This is a genomic window from Tardiphaga sp. (assembly GCF_044340795.1).
In the GTDB taxonomy this organism is placed as follows: domain Bacteria; phylum Pseudomonadota; class Alphaproteobacteria; order Rhizobiales; family Xanthobacteraceae; genus Tardiphaga.
The window spans coordinates 1-16,699 of the sequence record NZ_JBIISY010000127.1; the positions used below are offsets into that span (position 1 = coordinate 1).

General features: G+C 62.7%; 16 protein-coding genes. 5 read left to right on the forward strand and 11 right to left on the reverse strand.

Going from position 1 to position 16,699, the window contains the following annotated elements:
• From ACIQ17_RS19730 to ACIQ17_RS19750, 5 genes are all read left to right on the forward strand, one after another.
• On the forward strand, positions 1 to 274 hold a 274-nt coding region (locus ACIQ17_RS19730), incomplete at its 5' end, for an acyl carrier protein (RefSeq protein ID WP_398470763.1).
• 156 nt (positions 275 to 430) lie between these two features.
• Complete coding sequence (locus tag ACIQ17_RS19735; protein ID WP_398470764.1) at positions 431 to 1,636, forward strand: beta-ketoacyl-ACP synthase; 1,206 nt, start codon at positions 431 to 433, stop codon at positions 1,634 to 1,636.
• A gap of 31 nt (positions 1,637 to 1,667) precedes the next feature.
• Positions 1,668 to 2,948, forward strand: a complete 1,281-nt coding sequence (locus ACIQ17_RS19740; protein ID WP_398470765.1) for a beta-ketoacyl-ACP synthase — start codon at positions 1,668 to 1,670, stop codon at positions 2,946 to 2,948.
• 84 nt (positions 2,949 to 3,032) lie between these two features.
• Complete coding sequence (locus ACIQ17_RS19745) at positions 3,033 to 4,055, forward strand: zinc-binding dehydrogenase (RefSeq protein ID WP_398470766.1); 1,023 nt, start codon at positions 3,033 to 3,035, stop codon at positions 4,053 to 4,055.
• Positions 4,055 to 4,990 carry a lipid A biosynthesis lauroyl acyltransferase gene (locus ACIQ17_RS19750; protein ID WP_398470767.1) on the forward strand — a complete coding sequence of 312 codons (936 nt, stop codon included), beginning with the start codon at positions 4,055 to 4,057 and terminating at the stop codon, positions 4,988 to 4,990. The genes ACIQ17_RS19745 and ACIQ17_RS19750 overlap by 1 nt, the downstream gene beginning before the upstream one ends.
• A gap of 101 nt (positions 4,991 to 5,091) precedes the next feature.
• Here ACIQ17_RS19750 and ACIQ17_RS19755 read toward each other — a convergent pair whose 3' ends face one another.
• The 11 genes from ACIQ17_RS19755 to ACIQ17_RS19805 all read right to left on the reverse strand — a co-directional run.
• A complete protein-coding gene (locus ACIQ17_RS19755) occupies positions 5,092 to 6,177 on the reverse strand; it encodes a polyamine ABC transporter substrate-binding protein (protein WP_398470768.1) in 1,086 nt (361 codons plus the stop codon).
• A 113-nt stretch (positions 6,178 to 6,290) separates the two neighbouring features.
• The gene (locus ACIQ17_RS19760) at positions 6,291 to 7,445 is read right to left on the reverse strand and encodes an aminotransferase (RefSeq protein WP_211912936.1); all 1,155 of its coding nucleotides are present in this window, start codon (positions 7,443 to 7,445) and stop codon (positions 6,291 to 6,293) included.
• A 7-nt stretch (positions 7,446 to 7,452) separates the two neighbouring features.
• A complete protein-coding gene (locus ACIQ17_RS19765; RefSeq protein ID WP_398470769.1) occupies positions 7,453 to 7,773 on the reverse strand; it encodes a rhodanese-like domain-containing protein in 321 nt (106 codons plus the stop codon).
• A gap of 111 nt (positions 7,774 to 7,884) precedes the next feature.
• The gene (locus ACIQ17_RS19770) at positions 7,885 to 9,822 is read right to left on the reverse strand and encodes a potassium transporter Kup (RefSeq protein ID WP_398470770.1); all 1,938 of its coding nucleotides are present in this window, start codon (positions 9,820 to 9,822) and stop codon (positions 7,885 to 7,887) included.
• A gap of 140 nt (positions 9,823 to 9,962) precedes the next feature.
• Positions 9,963 to 11,867 carry a potassium transporter Kup gene (locus ACIQ17_RS19775; protein WP_398470771.1) on the reverse strand — a complete coding sequence of 635 codons (1,905 nt, stop codon included), beginning with the start codon at positions 11,865 to 11,867 and terminating at the stop codon, positions 9,963 to 9,965.
• A 153-nt stretch (positions 11,868 to 12,020) separates the two neighbouring features.
• Complete coding sequence (locus ACIQ17_RS19780) at positions 12,021 to 12,851, reverse strand: flagellar motor protein MotB (protein ID WP_398470772.1); 831 nt, start codon at positions 12,849 to 12,851, stop codon at positions 12,021 to 12,023.
• A 29-nt stretch (positions 12,852 to 12,880) separates the two neighbouring features.
• A complete protein-coding gene (locus ACIQ17_RS19785; RefSeq protein WP_398470773.1) occupies positions 12,881 to 13,654 on the reverse strand; it encodes a motility protein A in 774 nt (257 codons plus the stop codon).
• Between the two features lie 213 nt (positions 13,655 to 13,867).
• Positions 13,868 to 14,566, reverse strand: coding sequence for an RraA family protein (locus tag ACIQ17_RS19790; protein WP_398470776.1), 699 nt, complete (start codon positions 14,564 to 14,566; stop codon positions 13,868 to 13,870).
• 76 nt (positions 14,567 to 14,642) lie between these two features.
• Positions 14,643 to 15,491, reverse strand: coding sequence for a CDP-diacylglycerol--serine O-phosphatidyltransferase (pssA, locus tag ACIQ17_RS19795; protein WP_398470774.1), 849 nt, complete (start codon positions 15,489 to 15,491; stop codon positions 14,643 to 14,645).
• A gap of 80 nt (positions 15,492 to 15,571) precedes the next feature.
• On the reverse strand, positions 15,572 to 16,300 hold the full coding sequence (locus ACIQ17_RS19800; protein WP_398470777.1) for a phosphatidylserine decarboxylase: 729 nt from the start codon (positions 16,298 to 16,300) through the stop codon (positions 15,572 to 15,574).
• A 103-nt stretch (positions 16,301 to 16,403) separates the two neighbouring features.
• Positions 16,404 to 16,699: hypothetical protein (locus ACIQ17_RS19805; protein WP_398470775.1), on the reverse strand; the 296-nt coding region annotated here is incomplete at its 5' end.

Sequence of the window (16,699 nt, forward strand, 5' to 3'; positions counted from 1 at the left end):
CACATTCGATCAGGTCGCTACCATCATCGCGGAAACCTGCGACATCCCGCGCGACACGATCACGCCGGAAAGCCACGCCATCGACGATCTCGGCATCGACAGCCTCGACTTCCTGGACATCGCCTTCGCGATCGACAAGGCGTTCGGGATCAAGCTGCCGCTGGAAAAGTGGACCCAGGAAGTCAATGACGGCAAGGCGACCACCGAGCAGTACTTCGTCCTGAAGAATCTCAGCGCCCGCATCGACGAGCTGGTTGCAGCCAAGGGCGCATAACGCGCTTCACGCATCGATGATCGCGTTCAAGGCCGCACCGATCTTTCAACAGGACCGGTGCGGGCATATGGACACCATGGCGAAGCGCCCGTGCTTCCCGCTTGAGGCAATGTCCACTCAAGGCGATGTCCCTGGCACCCTCTAAGGTACCGTCCAATGGCTGAAACCCGTCCCGTCGTATCCGAGCCTGTCGAAGCGTGGATCACCGGCATCGGCATCGTGTCGTCGCTGGGTGAAGGCCCCGACGCGCATTGGGATGCGCTCAACGCGAAGCGCGTCAATGTCGATGAGACAGCGTTCGCGCCCTATGTCGTGCATCCCCTCGTGCCGGTGAGCTACGACGCCCAGATCCCGAAGAAGGGCGATCAGCGGCAGATGGAAGCCTGGCAGCGCATCGGCACCTATGCGGCCGGTCTTGCGCTCGATTCCGCAGGCGTGAAGGGCAACAAGGACATCCTGTCGAAGATGGACATGATCGTGGCAGCCGGTGGCGGCGAGCGCGATCTCAATGTCGATTCCAGCATCCTCAATTCGGAAGCCCATGGCGATGCAACGCCGGGCTATCTGAACGAGAAGCTGCTCAACGACCTGCGTCCCACTCTCTTTCTGGCGCAGCTCTCCAACCTGCTCGCAGGCAACATCGCCATCGTGCATGGCGTCACCGGTTCGTCCCGCACCTTCATGGGCGAGGAAGCCGCGGGCGTCGACGCCGTGCGTATCGCGCTTGCGCGTATCGCCGATGGCCAGAGCGACATCGCCCTTGTCGGCGCCGGCCATAATGGCGAGCGCAAGGACATGATGCTGCTGTACGAGTTCGACAACTTCAATCTGCGCGACAAATATTCGTCGGTGTGGGATCGCAAGGACAAAAGCGGCTTCGCGCTCGGTTCGGGCGGCGCCTTCCTCGTCATCGAATCCAAGGCCCATGCGGAAGCGCGCGGAGCCAAGCCGTTTGCCCGGCTGAAGACTGTCGTGGCCGATCGCGCCAAGCGCAAGGACGGCGGCGAAGTCACCGCCTCGCTCGACAATCTGTGGGGCAAGGTCGGCGCGGGCGATGCGAACACCGCGATCATCACCGGTGCCACCGGCGCCGAGCCCGCGACATCGGAAGAACTGAGCTTCCTCAAGAAGCATGCGGACGTGCCGGTGCGTGCGACCGGCTCCTCCTTCGGTCACGCCGTCGAGACGCAGTTTCCGCTCGGCATCGGCCTTGCGGCGCTGTCGTTGTCGCGCGGTGCGCTCTATGCGCCAAACGATTCCACCGGCACCGAGATTGAAATGTCGAAGGCGCCTGCCCAGATTGTCGTGATCGGGACCGGCCACTGGCGCGGCGAAGGCATGGCGCTGGTCGAATCTATCTAGTTGAGCGGCCCGCACGGGCGACGGAGAAAAGATGTCAGCAACCCGCGATAAATTCGGCCGACCGATCGTCGTCGTCACCGGCATGGGCGTTGCGACTTCGCTCGGCGCCGGCAAGGAAGACAACTGGAAGAAGCTCACTGCCGGCGAATCCGGCATCCGCACCATCACGCGCTTCCCCATCGATGGCATGAAGACGACGATGGCCGGCACGGTGGATTTCGTGAAGGTCGACCCGTTCTCCTCGACCGATCTCGGCGAGAAGCTCGGCGAGATGGTGGCGGAAGAAGCGATCGCGCAGGCCGGGATCGGCGCCAAGGGTGACTTCCCCGGCCCGCTGTTTCTCGCCGTCGCCCCTGTTGAGGTGGAATGGCCGCAGCGTCAGGCGCTGGCCAAGGCCGCCGGCGCCAACACCGACATCAATTACGACACGCTGCTGCGCACCGCTGGCTCGGGCGGCTTCACGGAATATCACCGCCGCTTCCTGTTCGGTTCGGTGGCTGACTCGCTTGCCGATACGTTCGGCACCAAGGGCTCGCCGATCTCGCTGTCGACTGCCTGCGCATCGGGCGCGACCGCGATCCAACTCGGCGTCGAAGCGATCCGCCGCGGCGAAGCCGATGCCGCGCTGTGCGTCGGCACCGACGGTTCGGTCAATCCGGAAGCGCTGATCCGCTTCTCGCTGCTCTCGGCACTCTCCACCAATAACGAGACGCCCTCGAAGGCTTCGCGCCCCTTCGCCAATAACCGCGAAGGCTTTGTCATGGCCGAAGGCGCCGGCGCACTGGTGCTGGAGAGCCTGGAGTCCGCGAAAGCACGTGGCGCAAAAATTCTCGGCATCGTGGCCGGCTGCGGCGAACTCGCCGACAACTTCCACCGCACCCGCTCGAGCCCGGACGGCAAGCCGATCATCGGCTGCGTCAAGAACGGCCTGATCGATGCCGGCATGACTGTGGACCAGATCGACTACATCAACGCCCACGGCACCGGCACGCCGGAAAACGACAAGATGGAATATCTGGGGATTTCCACCGTCTTTGGTGAGCTCACCAAGACCGTTCCGGTGTCGTCGAACAAGTCGATGGTGGGCCACACCTTGTCCGCCGCTGGCGCCGTGGAGGCAGTGTTCTCGCTGCTCACGCTGGAACATCAGCGCATCCCGCCGACCATCAATTACGATGTTCCGGATCCGGCGATTCCGTTCGATGTGGTTCCCAACACGGCCCGCGACGCCCGCGTGACCGCCGTGATGTCGAATTCCTTCGGATTCGGCGGCCAGAACGCCTCGCTGATCCTCACCGGCGAGCCGGTATAGCGCCTCTCGCCGGTTGACGCGCCAGCGTGAACCGGCGATACGCAGGCCTCAGAAATCAACATCTTAGACCCGGAGACGCGGCCTATGCGTGCGCTCAATCTTGCTGCTGAACGCGAGCTCATCACCGCCGACGTTCCCCCGCCCTCGCCGCCCGCAGCCGGCGAAGTACAGATCCGCGTCAAGGCGGTCGGCCTCAACCATATCGACGTCTGGGGCTATCGCGGCATGGCCTTTGCCAAGCGCAAGCTGCCGATCACCATCGGCGCCGAAGCCTCGGGCGAGATTGCTGCCGTCGGCGAAGGCGTGACCAATTTCAAACCGGGCCAGAAGGTCGCCATGTATGGCGCGCTGACCTGCGGCCACTGCAAGGCCTGCCAGGAAGGTCGCGACAATTTCTGCGAAAACGTCGGCGGCCTCTATGGCTTCCATATCGACGGTTTTGCGCGCGAGCTGATGAACATGCCGGCCCGGCTGGTCATCCCCGCGCCTGACAAGCTGTCCTTCACCGACATCGCCTGCGCGCCGATCGCGTTCTCCACCGTGCAGCATATGCTGTTCGACAATGCCAAGCTGCAGCCGGGCGAGACGATCCTCGTCCATGCCGGCGGCTCCGGCATCGGTACCGTCGCCATCATGATGGCGAAGAAGATCGGCTGCACCGTCATCACCACCGTGGGCGACGACAGCAAGATCGAGGGCGTGAAGAAGCTCGGCGCCGACTATGTGATCAATTACCGCAAGGATCGCTTCGAGGGCGAGACACGCAAGATCACGAAGAAGAAGGGCGTCGATGTCGTGTTCGAGCATGTCGGTGCCGACACGTTCAACGGCTCGCTTCTGGTGATGAAGCGCGGCGGCCGCCTGGTCACCTGCGGTTCGACGTCGGGCCCGAGCACGACCATCAATCTGATGCAGCTGTTCCAGCAGCAATATCGCATCTTCGGCTCGTTCGGCGCCTCCATGCGCAACATTGCCGAGAGCCTCGACAAGATGGCGGACGGCATGCTGCCCGTCATCGACACCGAAGTGCCGCTGGATGATGTCGCCACCGCGCTGAAGCGCATGGAGACGCGCCAGGTGTTCGGCAAGATCATCGTCAAGTTCTGATGCTCCGCCTGCTGCTTCGCACCAAGGCGCGCATCCGCGACGCCCTGAAGCCGGCAGGCGAAGCGGCCGTGGGCGCGCTGACGATCGGCATGCTCCGCACCACGCGCTATTTCGATCCGATCAAGACCGCCAACCTGTTCGGCAAGATCACGCGCCGCATCGGGCCGCTGTTTCGCGAAGACAAGATTGCGCGCGCGAATCTCACCGCCGCTTTTCCCGAGAAGTCGCCGGAAGAGATCGACAGGATCGTCACCGGCGTGTGGGACAATGTCGGGCGGATCGGCGCGGAGTTTGCGCATCTCGACCGCATCTGGGACTACGACCCCGCCAATCCCGGCAAGCCGAGCAACGTGGAATTCTCCAAGCGCACCGGCGAGATTTTCGACCAGCTCCGCGACGACGGAAAACCGGCGCTGATCTTCGCCAGCCATCTCGGCAACTGGGAAATCCCTGCCCTCGCCGCGGTGGCGCACGGGCTGGATACGGCGGTGCTGTATCGCCCGCCCAACATCGCTGCGGCCGATCGCGCCATCAAGAGCATCCGCGCAGTGAGCATGGGCAACCTGATTGCCGCCAGCCACGATGCGCCGGTGAAGCTCGCCCATGCCCTCGACGAGGGCAAGCATGTGGCCATGCTGGTGGATCAATGGTTCACCAAGGGCGCCGAAGTCGATTTCTTCGGCCGCAAGACCCGCGCCAATCCGATGCTGCCGCGCCTGCTGAGGCAGGTAGACTGTCCGATCCATGGCGTGCGCGTCATCCGGTTGCCGAACCATCGCTTCCGGATCGAGCTGTCCGAGGAGGTGAAGCCGGTGCGCACAGCCGACGGCAAGGTGGACATTGCAGGTACGATGCAGGCAGTGACGTCCGTGCTGGAAGGCTGGATCAGGGAATATCCGGATCAGTGGCTGTGGCTGCATCGCCGGTGGCGGTGATCGCGTAGCCCGGATGGAGCGAAGCGCAATCCGGGAACCGGCATTTGAACTGGCTCTGCTGTTCTCGGGTTATGCTTCGCTTCACCCGGGCTACAAGAAGCTCACTTCCCCGTCTTCACCTTCGTCCACAACCGGTTGATCACACGCTGCGTCGCCGGATCGCGGGCGGTGATGATGAAGAGCTTCGCCAGCATCGTCTCGTCCGGATAGATCGTCTTGTCCTCGATGATCTTGGCATCCACCAGCTTCTGGCTCGCCAGATTGCCATTCGCATAACCGAGATAATTCGAGTTCTTCGCCGCCACTTCTGGCCGATAGAGATAGTTGATCAGCTCGTAGGCTTCGGCGACATTCTTCGCATCCGCCGGAATCGCAAGATTGTCGAAGAACATCTGCGCGCCCTCTTTCGGGATCGCATAGCCGATCTCGACGCCGTTCTTCGATTCCGCTGCCCGCGCACGTGCCTGGATGATGTCGCCGGACCAGCCGACCACGAGGCAGATTTCGCCTGTGGCCAAGCCGTTCAGATATTCGGACGAATGAAATTTTCGCACGCTCGGCCGGATTTTTGCGACGAGATCGGCAGCCTTTTCGAGATCGGGCTGCTTGGTCGAATTCGGATCGAGACCGAGATAGTTCAGCGCTGCCGGCAGGATGTCGTCGGCACTGTCCAGCATGTGGACGCCGCAATCCTTGAATTTTGCGAGGTTCTCCGGCTTGAAGATGATGTCCCAGCTATCGATCTTCGCATCGGGGCCGAGAATTTTCGCGACCTGCTTGACGTTGTAGCCGATGCCCGTGGTGCCCCACATGAAATTGGCCGCATGGGCATTGTCCGCATCATAGGTCGCGAGGCGCTTTGTCACCTCCGGCCAGGCATTGGCGAGGTTCGGCAGCTTGCCCTTGTCGAGCGGCTGAAACACCTTTGCCTTGATCTGCCGCTGCAGGAAATACGCGGTAGGCACCACCACGTCGTAGCCAGACTTGCCGGCGAGCAAACGCGTCTCCAGCGTCTCATTGGCATCGAATGTGTCGTAAACGACCTTGATGCCGGTCTCCCTGGTGAAGTCCTCCAGGACTCCCGGCGCCATATAGTTCGACCAGTTGTAGAAGTTGACCACGCGCTGCTGCGCCTGCGCGGGCGAGGCCAGCATCAAAGTCAGCAATGCCAGTCCCGCCTTGCGCATGGTCACATCTCCAGCCGTAGGGCGGATTAGCCGAAGGCGTAATCCGCCGCGGAGTTTCAACTATGTATTCGGCCGGCGGATTACGCTTCGCTAATCCGCCCTACGCATGATCGTCAGCGGCGATGCACCGCATCCGACAGCCGCTCCAATGCGGCATCCAGCGTCGCGTCATTCTTCGCGAAGCAGAAGCGCACCACCGAGGTCACCTTGTCCTGCTCATAGAAGGCTGACACCGGAATGCCGGCGACCTTGTATTGCGTGACAATTCGCTTGCAGAAATCCTCGTCGGTCTCGTTGAGACCAAGCGGCGACAGATCGACCGTGAGGAAGTATGTACCCTGCGACTTGATCACCGGAAAGCCGATCCGCTCCAGCCCGGCCGCAAGACGATCGCGGCTGCGCGCCAGATCAGCACGCATCGACTTGAAGTACTCGTCCGACTTGCCGAGCCCATAGGCCACGGCCACCTGCAGGTTCGGCGCCGTGGTAAAGGTCAGGAACTGATGCACCTTGGCGCAGACGCGCAAGAGATGCGGCGCGGCGCAGACGAAGCCGATCTTCCAGCCGGTGAGCGAAAAGATCTTGCCGGCCGAACCCACCTTGATCGTGCGGTCGCGCATGCCCGGAATGGTGATCAACGGGATGTGCTCGTGGCCGTCGAAGGTCACGTGCTCCCACACCTCGTCGCAGATCGCGATGGTGTCGAACTCCTGGCAGAACTTTGCCAGCAGTTCGAGATCCTCGCGCGGATAGACGACGGCCGCGGGATTGAGCGGCGAGTTGAACAGCACCGCGCGCGTCTTGTGGTTGAAGACAGCGCGGAGGTCTTCTTCCGTCAGGCGCCAATGCGGCGGCTTCAGGCTGACAAGGCGCGGAATGCCGCCACACTGGCGGATGATCGGCAGATAGCTGTCATAGGCCGGCTGAAACACCACCACTTCGTCGCCGGGCTGCACCACCGACATGATCGACGAGGTCAGCGCCTCGGTGCCGCCCGAGGTCACCATCACCTCGGTCATCGGATCGAGTGTCAGCTTGTGCCAGTGCTGATAGTGCGTGGCGATGGCCTGGCGCAGCTCCGGGATGCCCATCATCGACGGATATTGGTTGTATCCATTGACTACGGCGTCCGCCGCGGCCTGACGGATGTCGTCGGGACCGGGATGATCGGGAAAACCCTGGCCAAGATTAATGGCGTTGTTATCGCGCGAGAGCTGCGACATCGCCTCGAAGACGGTGACGGGCAGCTCAGAGAAGATCTTGTTCATCGAGCAATCAGGCTTTCGTCGGCAGGCCCGCAGCCTTCCAGCCGATGATGCCACCGGCGAGATGCTTGTTGTACGGCAAGCCGGCGTCCTGCGCGGCGAGCGATGCCGTCACCGAGCGCTTGCCCGAGCGGCATGCGAACACGACCTCCTTGCCGGCGGGATCGGGAATCTCAGCGGGATCGAAGGTCGAGAGCGGCACGACCACCGAATCCGGATAGGCCTCCACCTCGACCTCGTTGGGCTCGCGCACATCGACCAGCAGATACTTGCCGTCCTTGATGCCCTGCGTGACGTCCTCGGGTGTCAAATCCTGAACTTCTGCCACCACAAACCTCCTGCGCTCCGGCGTCCGGAGCAAATCAGAAGGGGCCGGATCGGCCCCTGTTTTCGGGGGCCAAACTCGCGCTTTGGAGGCCGAAAATCAAGCGCCGAGAAGCTGCTAAATCGTCACCTGCGTCCCCACCTCGACCACCCTGCCCGTCGGGATCTGGAAGTAGTCGGTGGCGTCATTGGCGGTGCGGCTGAGGCCGATGAAGAGATGGTCCTGCCAGCGCGGCATGCCGGAATGCGCGGCGGGCTTCAGCGCCCGGCGGGACAGGAAGAAGGAGGTCGACATGATGTCGAACTGCCAGCCTGTCTTGCGCGCGATCGCCAGCGCCTTCGGCACGTTCGGTGACTCCATGAAACCGAACCGCAGCGTAATCTTCGAGAAGGTCTCGCTGATTTCCTCCAACCGAACGCGCTCGGAAATATCCACCTTCGGCGTCGGCGCCGTCTCGATGGTGAGAATAACGTTCTTTTCGTGGAGCACTTTGTAGTGTTTCAGACTATGCATCAGTGCCGTCGGCGCGCTCACGGGATCGCTGGTGAGAAACACCGCCGTTCCCTTCACGCGCTGCGGCGGCTTCTTCTCCAGCATGGCGACGAGATCGGCGAGCGGGAATTCCAGCTTGCGCGATTTTTCGAACAACAGCCGGCTGCCGCGTCGCCACGTATACATCAGCATGACGATCACGCCGCCCATCGCCAACGGCACCCAGCCGCCGTCGAACACCTTCAACAGGTTCGCCGTGAGGAAAGTGAGATCGATCAGCAGGAACGGGATGATCAGCGCGCCGGCCAGGACCGGCGACCATTTCCAGCCCTTCCAGATCAGCACGAAAGCCATCAGCGAGGTGACGACCATGGTGCCGGTGACCGAGATGCCATAGGCCGAGGCCAGCGAACTTGACGACTTGAACATCACCACCAGCACGATCACAGCAATCAGCAGCAGCGTGTTGACGCGAGGGATGTAGATCTGGCCGGAATGCGCTTCCGATGTATGGCGAATTTCGAAGCGCGGCAACAGGCCGAGCTGGATCGCCTGGCGCGTCAGCGAATAGGCGCCGGTGATGACGGCCTGGCTGGCGATCACGGTGGCGGTGGCGGCGAGCGCCACCATCGGGATCAGCGCCCAGTCGGGAAACATCAGATAGAAAGGATTTTCCAGCGCGGTCGGATCGCGCATCACCAGCGCAGCCTGTCCGAAATAATTGATGGTCAGCGACGGCAGCACGAGGAAGAGCCAGGCGAGCTGGATCGGCCGTTTGCCGAAATGCCCGAGATCCGCATAGAGCGCCTCAGCGCCTGTCACCGCAAGGAACACCGCGCCGAGTGTCACGAAGGCAATGATGCCATGGTGGAACATGAAGTAGACGGCATGGGTGGGATTGAAGGCGGCAAGCACGCCGGGATGCTGGATGATCTGCGGCACGGCGGCGATCGCGATCACGAAGAACCACAGGCACATGATCGGCCCGAAGAAAATGGCGACCTTCGCCGTGCCATGGGACTGCACGGCAAAAATCGCCACCAGCAGCACGATGGTGATGGGCACCACATAGGGCTCGAAGGCCTTGGTGACAAGCTTGGTCCCCTCGATCGCGGATAACACGGAGACCGCCGGCGTGATCACCGCATCGCCATAGAACAGCGCTGCACCGATGATACCGAGCATCACCACCACCGTGCCGTTTCCGCCAACAGCCCGCTGCGCGAGCGCCATCAGCGCCAGCGTCCCGCCCTCGCCGTTATTGTCGGCGCGCAGCAGGATCACGACATATTTGATCGTCACCACAATGATCAGCGCCCACACGATCAGTGAGAGGACGCCCAGGATCTCCGCATGGCCTACGCCGGGCGCCCTGTGGCCTCCGGCGGCGACCAGCGCCTCCCGGAACGCGTAAAGTGGACTGGTGCCGATATCGCCATAGACGACGCCGATGCTGCCGACGATCAGCGAACCGAGCGTGGCCGTGGTGTGGCCGGCGCCTTTGTCCGCATGGTTCGTATCCGCCGGCAGACCGGTGGCGGGGGTGGCGTTATCGCTCGTCATGGGATTGGCCTCAGGCGTATGCGCGGGGTCTGCATCGTACGGAATGTGATGAACAGCGGGGCAGCGAGGCCGTTCCCGGCCCCGATGGTCACACCCATTCTACCGCAAATCCGGGAACCGGGAATGACAAAGCCGACGCGCTAGATCGTCACCTGGGTACCGACTTCCACGACCCGGCCGGTCGGGATCTGGAAATAGTCGGTGGCGTCGTTCGCCGAGCGGCTGAGCGCAATGAAGATATGGTCCTGCCAGAGGGGCATGCCCGATTGCGCGGACGGCTTCAGCGACCGCCGCGACACGAAGAACGAGGTCGCCATGATATCGAACTGCCAGCCGAGTTTTCGCGCGATCACGAGGGCTTTCGGCACGTTCGGCTGCTCCATGAAGCCGAAACGCAATTTCACCATGGAGAATTTGTCGCTGATATTCTCCATCCGCACGCGCTCCGACGGATCGACCGTCGGTGTCTGCGCGGTCTCGATGGTCAGGATGACATTGTGCTCGTGCAGCACCTTGTTGTGCTTGAGGTTGTGCAGCAGCGCCGTCGGCACGAATTCGGGGTCGCTGGTGAGGAACACCGCAGTGCCCTTGACGATATGCGGCGGACGCTTCTCGAGGCTCTTGATGAGGTCGCGCAGCGGCACTTCGATACGGCGGGTCTTCAGCACGAGGATCGCAGCGCCACGGCGCCAGATCCAGATCAACCCGGCCATGGAGAGCCCGAACAGGAGCGGCACCCAGCCGCCTTCCAGCAGCTTCAGCAGGTTGGCGCTGAGAAAAGCGAGGTCGACGAACACCAGCGGCGCGATGATGGCGAAAGCCGTGGCTGCCTTCCAGTTCCACAGCTTCCAGATCACCACGAAGCCCATGATGCCGTCGACCACCATGGTGGTGGAGACGGCGATGCCATAGGCCGAGGCAAGGCCGCTCGACGACTTGAACAGCAGCACCAGCAGCACAACGCCGATCAGCAGCAGGCGATTGACGCGCGGCAGATAGATCTGGCCGGCATGGGTCTCGGAGGTAAACACCACCTCGAAACGCGGCAGCAAGCCCAGCTGCACGGCCTGCCGCACAAGCGAATAGGCCCCCGTGATCACAGCCTGGCTGGCGATCACGGTCGCTGCCGTCGCGAGCACGATGAGCGGAATCAACATCGATTCCGGAGCCATCAGATAGAACGGATTCTCGATCGTCGCGGGGTTCGAGAGCACCAGAGCGCCCTGCCCGAAATAATTGATCAGCAGCGCCGGCAGGACGAAGAAGAACCATCCATATTGGATGGGCCTGCGGCCGAAATGACCGAGATCGGCATAGAGCGCCTCGCCGCCCGTTACCGCGAGGAACACGGCACCCAGCGTCACCAGACCAACGACGCCGTGGCTCATCATGAACTGCACGGCGTAATAGGGATTGATCGCATAGAGGACCGTGGGGTCATCAGAAATATGCGAGGCGCCGAGCAGCGCCAGCGCCGTGAACCACGTGATCATCACCGGACCGAAAGCGGACGCGACCTTGCCGGTGCCTATCCGCTGCACCGAGAACAGCACGACCAGAATGAGGATGGTGATCGGCACCACATAGTGCTCGAGCGCCGGGGCCTTGAGCTTCAGGCCTTCGACCGCCGACAGCACCGAGATCGCCGGCGTGATCATGGAATCGCCGATGAACATCGAAGCGCCAATGACGCCGAGCGCGAGCAGAACCCAGCTCTGGCGGCCGAGCGCACGCTGGCCGAGCGCCATCAGAGACAGCGTTCCACCTTCACCGTTATTGTCGGCGCGCAGCAGGAACAGCACATATTTGGTCGTGACGACGATGAACAGCGCCCAGAGGATCAGCGACAGCACGCCGAGCACGATCACCGGCGTGGCCGGCCCGCCATGGGTGGCACCATGTACCGCTTCGCGAAATGCGTAGAGCGGCGAGGTTCCGATGTCGCCGAACACGACACCGATGCTGCCGACCATGAGCGACCAGAAGCCGGCATGTGCCACCGGAGCTTCGGTCGTTCCCTCGCCTGTTGTTTCCGTGACAGCCATGCTGTTCGTGACGCCTAAGGACAATTCCGGGCGCCCGCTATGGCGCGCCGGATCATGCCAGTCAACAGGGAGCCTAGCCTATCCCATGGTCGGATGCCTCTCCCCGAATGTCGGAAAATCAGGGGAGAGTCGCGAAAAAAAGATTTGACTGGATCACGGCTTGAGGTTTGGCGGCAGCGGCGGATCTTCGCGCATCAAGGTGATGGTCACGCGCCGGTTGGCAGCCATGGTCGGATCATCAGGAAACAGCGGCTGGCTGTCGGCCTTGCCGGATACCGAGAAGATATGCGACGGCGGCAGCCCTTCCCGCTCGAGAATTTGTCGCACGACATTGGCGCGATCCGACGACAGGTCGAAGGCATCATAGTCGTTGCGCGACGGCACGAAACCGGCCGCCGTATGACCGACGATCGCGACGCGCAGCGGCGTCGCCTTCAAGGGAGATGCGAGTTTCTGCAGCAGCTGCCGCGTGCGCTCATACGGGACCTTGGAGCCCTCGGCGAACATCGAGCGACCGTTCTGATCGATGATCTCGAGATTGAGGCCCTGCTTGGTTTCCTCGAACATGATGTTCTTCGAGATCTCGGTGATCTCCGGCATGTCCTGCAGTGCCTGTCGCAGCGATGCGGAAGCCAGCGCGAATTCGCGGTCCATCTTCAGCCTGGCGCCGGACGGACGCGACGTTCCACCCTTCTCGTCGGGACTCGTCACATTGGACGCATCCTGCGGCGAGACGTGATCCTTGTTCTTGGTGACACCGCGTGTCGGCAGGCCGTCCGACTCGATGATGCCCGAATAGCGGGAGTCGCTTTGCACGCCGAAGGCTTCGCGCACCGAGCCGGCGACGATCTTGAGCTTCGCGCCATCAGGGCTGGAGAACGCCACCAGCATCACGAAATAGCTGAGCAGCAGCGCCATGAGATCGGCGAAGGTCACGAACCAACCGTGACCGCCATGTGCCTCGCCGCGTTTTTTCTTCGCCATCTGCCGCTACTCCGCGGATCCCGGAGCGATTACGCCGGGACCGGCTCACCCTCTTCGTGGCGGTGCTTCTCGGGCAGATAGGCCAGCAGCATTTCGCGCACCAGCGCCGGGCTCTTGCTGTCGCGGATCATCAGGATGCCGTCGATGATCAGCGTGCGGTTGGTTTCCTCATCCAGCACCTTGACGTGCAGCTTGTCGGCCACGGGCAGACAGACGAGGTTGCCGACGATGGCGCCATACAGCGTCGCCAGCAGCGCCACCGCCATGAACGGGCCGAGCTTCGACGGATCCGACATGTTCGAGAACATCTGCACCATGCCGATCAGGGTGCCGATCATGCCGAACGCCGGAGCGCAATCGCCGATGGCGCGATAGATCTTCGAGCCCTCGTCGAGATGCATGAGGAAGTTGTCGCGGTCGCGCTCGAGATTGTCGCGGATGAATTCGAGATCGTAGCCGTCGGCCACGAAGCGGATGCCCTTGGCGAGGAACGGATCGTTGGTCTCGACCTTTTCAAGACCAACTGGCCCCTGCTTGCGCGCGATTTCGGCGATGCGGGCGAGTTCGTCGACGAGGTCACGGGCGTTCAGGCGGCTCAGCGTGAACGCGAATTTGAAACCGAGCGGCAGGCCGTGAAGAATGGACGACAGCGGGAAGCGGATGAGCGTCGCGGCGAACGAACCGCCGAAGATGATGATGACAGCGTGGACGTCGTAGAACATCCCGAAGCTGCCGCCCATCAGCACCAGGGTGACCAACACAATAACGCCGGCGACGAAACCGAGCAGTGTGGTGATATCCATGACAACTCCGACGCTACGCGTACTGACCGACGCCCGTCCTGGACGGCGGTACGCTCCCATCGAGCGCACGGAGGCCACTTAACGATAATGCGATTAAGGACGGGTTACCGTTCACCGCGCATTAACCAGCAATTAACGCGACGGATCGGCTTCGGAACGAAAAATGCGGAGGCGTTTCCGCCCCCGCATGTCGCTTGCCGCTATGGGCTTGTGTCAGTGGATTTCCGAGGCCTTGGCCATCGCGTCACGCAGCTTCGCCAGCGAGAAGCCGGGATCGCGCGCCACCGCCAGGATCGGCTCTTCGCGCCGGGCGCACAATTCCGCAGCTTCCGGCAGCTTCGCCGCTACATCCGGCGGGATCACCACTGCGCCATGGCTGTCCGCATGAATCAGATCACCGGATGCCACCGTCATCCCGGCGACGCGCACTTCCTTGCCGAAGTCGGTGACATGGACATGCGCATGCGACGGGCCTAGCGAACCGGCCAGCGCCTGAAAGCCGTCCGCCCATTGCGGGATGTCACGGATCGAACCGTCGGTGATGACGCCAAGGCAACCAAGCGCCTTGTGGATTGCACTGTTCACTTCGCCCCAGAATGCGCCGTAGCCGGCATCGGGGCCGTCGATGTCCTGGATCACGCTGATCTGCGGTCCCGGTCCGCTGCCGACATATTCGTAATAGTCCAGCCGGCGCTTCTTCTGCTCGGCGGGCGGCAGGCCCGACGCCGTCGTGGCGCGGATGGTCGCGGTGCGGGCATAGCCGACGATGGGCGGCAGATCGGGAAACGGGCAGACCAGCGGCCGTGTGGTGTAACCGATCAGCCGGCGCTCCGGCGCCACCAGTTCGAGTGCGTTGCAGATCGTCGGCGTGTCGATGCGGCGCAGCGCTTCGAGCACGGATGCAGGCAGCATGGTATCGGGCTTGGTCACAGTGTTTTCTCCCTTTTGATTTTTGCTCCGGTCATTGCCGGATGTCTTTTGTCGCCGGTCAGGGCAAAGGCACCGGCCGGTCGTCCGATTGCGGTGGCTCTTCGGCTGGTGCCGACGGGCTCGCCGCCATCCGAGCGGCCAGCGCACGCTCCTGCTGGCGATAGGATTTCCAGCCGAATGGCAGGCTGGCCAGATAGAAGATCGAGATCAGCGACAGCATGTGCCAGGGATAGCCGATCAGCAGCGCCACGAAGAGGACTGCCGAGGCCGAGATCAGCAGCACCAGCTCCCGCGGCACGCGCATGTTCACGGCCTTGCCGGAGAACACCGGCAGGCGCGACACCATCAGGAAGGCGATCACCAGCACATAGGCCGTGGTGATCAAGGCGGGCGGCATCGGCACGTCGAGGAAGGACAGATAGACCGGCAGCATCACCGTGATGGCACCCAGCGGCGCCGGCATGCCGGTGAAGAAATTGGCTGCGAAGGCCGGCTTGTCGGGATCGTCCATGGTGGCGTTGAAACGCGCCAGACGCAGGGAACCGGCGATGGCGAACACCATCGAGGCGATCCAGCCGACATTGTTCAGGTCGTGCAGTTGCCAGAAATACAGGATCAGCCCCGGCGCCACGCCGAAATTGACGAAATCGGCCAGGCTGTCCAGCTCGGCACCGAATTTGGACTGGCCCTTGATCATCCGCGCGATGCGGCCATCGACGCCGTCCAGCACCGCGGCGAACACAATGGCGGCCACCGCGAGTTCCATCCGCCCCTCGGTGGACAGCCGTATCGCGGTCAGGCCAGCGCAGATCGCCAGCAAGGTGATGAGATTCGGCACCAGCATCCGGATCGGGATGGTGCGGAACCGGCGGCGACGGGTTTCGGGAATCTGGGGAGTATCTGGCATTTCCATGGATCGATCTTAGCAGACCCACCTTGGCTCCGCCATGACGGCACAGGCGGGCCTCGGGAGGCCCGCCAAAGCGGTTAATCGACCCGGTAGGTGCGACCACCGTCACCGATGCGGAAGTCCGCCAGCACGGTCTCGCCGGCAATCGCCGTCTGGCCCACCGACACCAGCGCCTTGCTGCCTTCCGGCAGGTAGATGTCCAGACGGGAACCGAAGCGGATCAGGCCGAACCGCTCGCCCGCCTCCAGCGTCTGGCCTTCCCGCACGAAGGAGACGATCCGCCGCGCCACCAGGCCTGCGATCTGCACCACGCCGATCCGGCCGCCGGAGGTGGCGATGACCAGCGAATTGCGCTCATTGTCCTCGCTGGCCTTGTCTAGCTCAGCATTGATGAATTTGCCCGGACGATAGGCGATGCGCTCGATCCGGCCGGCCACCGGACTGCGATTCACGTGAACGTTGAACACGCTCATGAACACCGAAATGCGCAGCAGCGGCTGGTCGCCGAGGCCGAGTTCGGCCGGCGGCAGCACCGGCTGCACCATCGAGACCTTGCCATCCGCGGGCGACACCACGACGCCCTCGCGGGTCGGGGTGACGCGTATCGGGTCACGGAAAAACAGCGCGCACCAGACGGTTAGGCCGGTGCCGATCCAGCCGAGCGGCGTCCAGATCCAGAACAAAACCAGGCTCGCCAGCGCGAAAATGCCGATGAACGGATAGCCCTCCTTGTGGATCGGGGGGATCTGGCCACGGATGGAATTGGCGATGGACATGGGTGGTTCGGACCTGTGTTCAGATGAAATTTGCGCCTGCTTTAGCAGACTTTATTCGGCTGCGTCAGGCCTCGCGGCGGCTTCGACCGCAGACGTCTGTTGAATGAACAGGAGCAGGAAAAAGCTTGAGGGATCATTCCGCAGCGTTCGCGCGCGGCGCAGCCTCGTTATGCGCAACCAAGGCCCTCAGCGCGCCAGCTCGAACAAAATAACGCGGCCGATCGCCGCCCTGAGCTCGCATGAGTAGTTCAGGCTTGATTTCGAGCAGATCGTCGTCGCCAGCCGTTGCTGCCGCCGATCGGTGTGCGTCTTCCAACCGCCGACGCCGCCGCCTGACCGATACGCCGGTCGCATAAGCAACAACGAAAGCCATCACCGCCCCCGCGATCGGCACAGCAAGCGCCAGAATTTCTGCGTTAGTCAGAGTCA

Coding starts and splice junctions, on each gene's coding strand:
- pssA (WP_398470774.1), bottom strand. CDS start 15,491: ATGCCAGATACTCCCCAGATTCCCGAAACCCGTCGCCGCCGGTTCCGC.
- ACIQ17_RS19780 (WP_398470772.1), bottom strand. CDS start 12,851: ATGGCGAAGAAAAAACGCGGCGAGGCACATGGCGGTCACGGTTGGTTC.
- ACIQ17_RS19785 (WP_398470773.1), bottom strand. CDS start 13,654: ATGGATATCACCACACTGCTCGGTTTCGTCGCCGGCGTTATTGTGTTG.
- ACIQ17_RS19755 (WP_398470768.1), bottom strand. CDS start 6,177: ATGCGCAAGGCGGGACTGGCATTGCTGACTTTGATGCTGGCCTCGCCC.
- ACIQ17_RS19750 (WP_398470767.1), top strand. CDS start 4,055: ATGCTCCGCCTGCTGCTTCGCACCAAGGCGCGCATCCGCGACGCCCTG.
- ACIQ17_RS19740 (WP_398470765.1), top strand. CDS start 1,668: ATGTCAGCAACCCGCGATAAATTCGGCCGACCGATCGTCGTCGTCACC.
- ACIQ17_RS19790 (WP_398470776.1), bottom strand. CDS start 14,566: ATGCTGCCTGCATCCGTGCTCGAAGCGCTGCGCCGCATCGACACGCCG.
- ACIQ17_RS19745 (WP_398470766.1), top strand. CDS start 3,033: ATGCGTGCGCTCAATCTTGCTGCTGAACGCGAGCTCATCACCGCCGAC.
- ACIQ17_RS19735 (WP_398470764.1), top strand. CDS start 431: ATGGCTGAAACCCGTCCCGTCGTATCCGAGCCTGTCGAAGCGTGGATC.
- ACIQ17_RS19760 (WP_211912936.1), bottom strand. CDS start 7,445: ATGAACAAGATCTTCTCTGAGCTGCCCGTCACCGTCTTCGAGGCGATG.
- ACIQ17_RS19770 (WP_398470770.1), bottom strand. CDS start 9,822: ATGACGAGCGATAACGCCACCCCCGCCACCGGTCTGCCGGCGGATACG.
- ACIQ17_RS19775 (WP_398470771.1), bottom strand. CDS start 11,867: ATGGCTGTCACGGAAACAACAGGCGAGGGAACGACCGAAGCTCCGGTG.